1 protein-coding gene is annotated in these 4,047 nt (G+C 42.7%); it reads right to left on the minus strand.

What is annotated here, in order from left to right; all coding sequences use genetic code 11:
* Nucleotides 1-4,047: beta strand repeat-containing protein (locus AC59IL_RS38770; RefSeq protein ID WP_496557638.1), on the minus strand; the 4,047-nt coding region annotated here is incomplete at both ends.

Consider the following 4,047-nt stretch of genomic DNA (forward strand, 5'->3'; position numbering starts at 1 on the left):
ATGGCAATTGACTACTGCATATCGCAGTCGTTTGGGTGCCTGTTACAACTGGATTAACATTCAGGGTCAGGGTTACGATTGAATCGCAACCTGCCGCATTGGTCAGCGTATCCTTATAAGTACCGGCAGCATTGAAAGTGTTGCCGTTCCAGGTATACGGCAATTGATTACTGCATATTGTAGTTGTTTGAGTTCCCGTTGCTACAGGATTTACATTCAATGTAAGCGTTACAATCGAGTCACAACCGATGGCATTGGTCAAAGTATCCTTATAAATACCGGCTGCGTTATAGCTGTTACCGTTCCAGGTATATGGCAACTGATTGCTGCATATAGCAATGGTTTGAATTCCCGTTACTACAGGATTTACATTCAATGTAAGTGTTACAATCGAATCACAACCTGCGGCACTTGTCAGCGTATCCTTATAAGTACCAGCAGTATTATACATGTTACCATTCCAGGTATATGGTAATTGGCTGCTACATATTGTAGTGGTTTGGTTATCTGTTACAACAGAATTTACATTCAAGGTTAATGTTACGATCGAATCGCAACCTGCGGCGCTCGTCAGCGTATCCTTATAAGTGCCTTCCGCATTGTAGGTATTTCCATTCCAGGTGTAGGGTAATTGGTTGCTACAGATTGTAGTTGTTTGAGTGCCTGTTATAACGGGATTTACATTCAGGGTTAATGATACAATAGAATCGCAACCGGCGGCACTCGTCAATGTATCCTTATAAGTACCAGCAGCATTGTAAATGTTACCATTCCAGGTATAGGGTAATTGATTGCTACATATTGTGGTAGTTTGAGTACCTGTTACAACCGGGTTAACATTTAAGGTCAGTGTTACGATAGAATCGCATCCGGCAGCACTCGTCAAAGTATCCTTATAAGTACCAGCACCATTATACATATTACCATTCCAAATGTATGGAAGCTGATTGTTGCATATTGTAGTGGTTTGGGTACCGGTTACCACTGAATTTACATTCAATGTCAGGGTTACGATCGAGTCGCAACCGACGGCGCTCGTCAAAGTATCTTTATAGGTTCCGGCGGCATTGTAGGTATTGCCATTCCACAAGTATGGCAACTGGTTGTTACAAATGGTTATTGTTTGTGAACCTGTCACAGCTGCATTTACATTCAGTGTCAGCGTAACGGTTGAATCACAACCAGCAGCGCTTGTCAGGGTATCCTTATAAGTTCCGGCGACATTGTAGATGTTACCATTCCAGGCATATGGCAATTGATTGCTACAAATTGTAGTGGTTTGGGCACCGGTTACAACCGGGTTAACATTTAATGTCAGCGTTACAATCGAGTCGCAACCGGCGGCACTGATCAAAGTATCCTTATAAGTACCTGCCGCGTTATAAGTATTTCCGTTCCAGATGTATGGCAGTTGATTGCTACATATAGTGGCGCTTTGAGTTCTCGTTACAACTGGATTTACATTCAATGTCAGTGTTACGATTGAATCACAACCAGCGGCACTGGTCAAAGTATCCTTATAAGTACCTGCCGCATTGTAAGTGTTACTGTTCCAGGTATATGGTAGTTGATTGCTACATATAGTGGCGCTTTGAGTTCCCGTTACTACAGGATTTACATTCAATGCAAGTGTTACAATCGAATCGCAACCGGCGGCGCTTGTCAATGTATCCTTATAAGTACCGGCAGCATTGAATACATTGCCGTTCCAGGTGTATGGCAATTGGTTGCTGCATATCGTAGTAGTTTGAGTAGCTGTTACAACCGGGTTAACATTTAAGGTCAAAGTTACGATAGAGTCACAACCGGCGGCATTTGTCAATGTGTCCTTATAAGTACCGGCTGCATTGTAGGTGTTGCCGTTCCAGGTATAGGGTAATTGATTGCTACATATTGTGGTAGTTTGGGTGCCTGTCACAACAGGATTAACATTCAGCGTCAGAGTAACGATAGAATCACACCCAGCGACACTCGTCAAAGTATCCTTATAAGTACCGGCTGCATTATATGTATTTCCGTTCCAGGTATACGGCAATTGATTGCTACATATAGTAGTGGTTTGAGTACCCGTTACTACAGGATTTACATTCAGTGTCAAAGTAACAACAGAATCGCAACCGGCGGCATTTGTCAATGTGTCCTTATAAGTACCGGCTGCATTGTAAATGTTACCGTTCCAGGTGTATGGCAATTGACTACTACATATCGTAGTCGTTTGAGTACCGGTGACAATAGGATTAACATTCAGCGTCAGCGTTACGATCGAGTCGCAACCGGAGGCATTGGTCAATGTGTCCTTATATGTACCAGCAGCATTGTAGGTATTGCCATTCCAGGTATAGGGCAATTGGTTGCTGCATATCGTAGTAGTTTGAGTAGCTGTTACAACCGGGTTAACATTTAAGGTCAAAGTTACGATAGAGTCACAACCGGCGGCACTGGTCAGTGTATCCTTATATGTACCAGCAGAATTATAAGTATTACCATTCCAGGTATAGGGTAATTGGGTGCTACATATCGTAGTGGTTTGGGTGCCCGTTACAACAGGATTTACATTCAGGGTCAAAGTAACGATCGAGTCACAACCAGCTGCATTGGTCAGCGTATCCTTATAAGTACCGGCAGAATTATAAGTATTACCGTTCCAGGTATATGGTAATTGACTGCTGCATATTGTTGTTGCTTGAGTACCTGTAACGACTGGGTTAACATTTAAAGTCAAAGTTACAATCGAATCACAACCGGCAGTGCTGGTCAAAGTGTCCTTATATGTACCGGCTGTATTGTAGATGTTGCCGTTCCAGGTGTAGGGCAATTGGTTAGTGCATATAGTGGTGGTTTGAGTGCCCGTTACAACAGAATTAACATTCAATGTAAGTGTTACAATCGAATCACAACCGGCCGCATTTATCAATGTATCCTTATAAGTACCAGCACCATTGTATACATTGCCGTTCCAGGTGTATGGCAATTGATTGCTGCATATCGTAGTCGTTTGAGTGCCTGTTACAGCAGGATTTACATTCAGTGTCAAAGTAACGATCGAGTCACAACCAGCGGCATTGGTCAAAGTATCTTTATAAGTACCAGCCGCGTTATATACATTTCCATTCCAGGTGTATGGCAATTGACTACTGCATATCGTAGTCGTTTGGGTGCCTGTTACAACTGGATTTACATTCAGTGTCAAAGTAACGATCGAGTCACAACCAGCTGCATTGGTCAGCGTATCCTTATAAGTACCAGCCGCGTTATATACATTTCCGTTCCAGACATATGGCAACTGGTTGCTGCAGATTGTAGTTGTTTGGGCGCCGGTTACAACAGGATTTACATTCAGTGTCAAAGTAACGATTGAATCGCAACCGGTGGCATTGGTCAAAGTATCTTTATAAGTACCAGCCGAGTTATATACATTTCCATTCCAGACATATGGCAACTGGTTGCTGCAGATTGTAGTTGTTTGGGCGCCGGTTACAACAGGATTTACATTCAGTGTCAAAGTAACGATTGAATCGCAACCGGTGGCATTGGTCAAAGTATCTTTATAAGTACCAGCCGCGTTATATACATTTCCATTCCATGTGTATGGCAATTGACTACTGCATATCGTAGTCGTTTGGGTGCCTGTTACAACTGGATTTACATTCAGTGTCAAAGTAACAATAGAATCGCAACCAGCGGCACTGGTCAAAGTATCCTTATAAGCACCTGCCGCATTGTAAGCGTTTCCATTCCAGGTATATGGCAATTGATTGCTACAAATTTTAGTGGTTTGGGTACCGGTTACCACGGGATTTACATTCAGTGTCAAAGTAACAACAGAATCGCAACCGGCGGCACTGGTTAAGGTATCTTTATAAGTGCCTGCCGCATTGTAAGTATTTCCATTCCAAATGTAGGGCAACTGATTGCTGCATATAGTAGTGGTTTGAGCACCCGTTACTACAGGATTTACATTCAATGTGAGGGTCACAATCGAGTCGCAACCGGCAGCATTTATTAGTGTATCCTTATATGTACCAGCAGAATTATAAGTATTACCAT

The organism is Niastella sp. sgz303648 (assembly GCF_059587045.1).